Here is a 1,415-nt window from a genome sequence, read left to right on the forward strand (position 1 = left end):
CCATGGGCGCGTCCTGCTCCCCGGCGGCCGCCCCGGCTTCGTTCGCGTCGTCCATGGCGCCAAAGCCTGCCAGGGACGGCCGGCACCGGGGGAACAACGAAGCCCGCCTGCCTGCCCTGGCGCTGTCAGACTTGACTCGGTAGTTCTATTTTCCTCAATTTGCAGTCTATCCACCGTCCCAGGAGGACCCCACCATGAGCACACACAGCGCCGTTCCCTCGCCCATGGAGGCGCGGCTGGCCGGGTACTGGCAGGAGCTGCTGGGCGTGGACACCGTGCGGCCGGAGGACCACTTCCTGGAGGTGGGGGGCAATTCGCTCCTGGCCACCATGCTGGCCAACCGCATCGAGGACGACCTGGGCCTCCAGGTGGGCATGGTGGACCTGTTCAACACGCTGAGCGCCGTGGCGGCCGTCTGCGAGCGCCTCCAGTCGGAGTCCCAGGCCACCGGCTGACGCGGCGTCGCGTGGCCGCAGAACGACGGGCCGGGCGGGTGGAAGGGGCTTGCCTCTTTTCCCCCCGCCCCCGGTTGGGCTAGCAGGGGGGCCATGCCCACTCTCGCCCTCGTCCGTCATGGTCAGTCCCTCTGGAACCACGAGAACCGCTTCACCGGCTTCGTGGACGTGCCCCTCACCGAGCAGGGCCGCGGCGAAGCCCGCAAGGCCGCTGACGCCCTCAAGGGCCTGAAGTTCGACGTCGCCTACACCTCCGCCCTCACCCGCGCGCAGGAGACGCTCGCCATCCTGCTGGACACGCTGGGCCAGCGCCCGCCCGTCATCCGCGACGCGGCCCTCAACGAGCGCCACTACGGCGACCTGCAGGGCCTCAACAAGGCGGACGCCGCCAAGGAGTTCGGCGAGAAGCAGGTCCACATCTGGCGCCGCTCCTTCGACGTGCCGCCCCCCAACGGCGAGTCCCTGGAGATGACGGCCAAGCGCGTGCTGCCCTTCTACGACCGCGCCATCGCGGGCGACCTGCGCCAGGGCAAGAACGTGCTCGTGGTCGCGCACGGCAACTCCAACCGCTCGCTGGTGATGCGCCTGGACAAGCTGTCCGGTGAGACGGTGGTCGGGCTGGAGCTCGCCACGGGCGTGCCGCTCGTCTACGAGATTGGCGCTGACGGCCAGGTCGTCTCCAAGCGCGGCGGGACGCCCTGACGCTTCGCGGCGAGCAGGCCAGGGCCCGGAAAAGAGGATGTTCGGAGGGGGCTTGAATGAGCAGCCCTCCGTCCCGTCAGATGGGACGAAGCACGAACACCCCCAAGGATGCACACCATGAAGGCCCTGACCCTCGCCGTCGTCCTGCTCTCCTCCGCCGCGGCCCTCGCCCAGACGGCGCCCCGCGCGGAGGACTCGGTCAACGCCGCTGGCACCTCTGAGTTCCGCCGCGCCCCGCCCCCGGGCCACTCCACGCCC

At 70.3% G+C, this 1,415-nt stretch carries 2 protein-coding genes; both read left to right on the top strand.

Annotated features, from left to right (window positions below):
- Positions 1-194 precede the first annotated feature (194 nt).
- Positions 195-455, top strand: coding sequence for a phosphopantetheine-binding protein (locus D7X32_RS44350; protein WP_120608469.1), 261 nt, complete (start codon positions 195-197; stop codon positions 453-455).
- Positions 456-548: 93 nt separating this feature from the next.
- The gene (locus tag D7X32_RS44355) at positions 549-1,157 is read left to right on the top strand and encodes a 2,3-bisphosphoglycerate-dependent phosphoglycerate mutase (protein WP_120608470.1); all 609 of its coding nucleotides are present in this window, start codon (positions 549-551) and stop codon (positions 1,155-1,157) included.
- The last annotated feature ends 258 nt before the right edge of the window (positions 1,158-1,415 follow it).

The sequence above is a fragment of the Corallococcus carmarthensis genome (assembly GCF_003611695.1).
In the GTDB taxonomy this organism is placed as follows: domain Bacteria; phylum Myxococcota; class Myxococcia; order Myxococcales; family Myxococcaceae; genus Corallococcus; species Corallococcus carmarthensis.

Excerpts from the sequence above, each read along its gene's own strand:
- D7X32_RS44355 (WP_120608470.1), top strand. The coding sequence starts at position 549 with ATGCCCACTCTCGCCCTCGTCCGTCATGGTCAGTCCCTCTGGAACCAC.
- D7X32_RS44350 (WP_120608469.1), top strand. The coding sequence starts at position 195 with ATGAGCACACACAGCGCCGTTCCCTCGCCCATGGAGGCGCGGCTGGCC.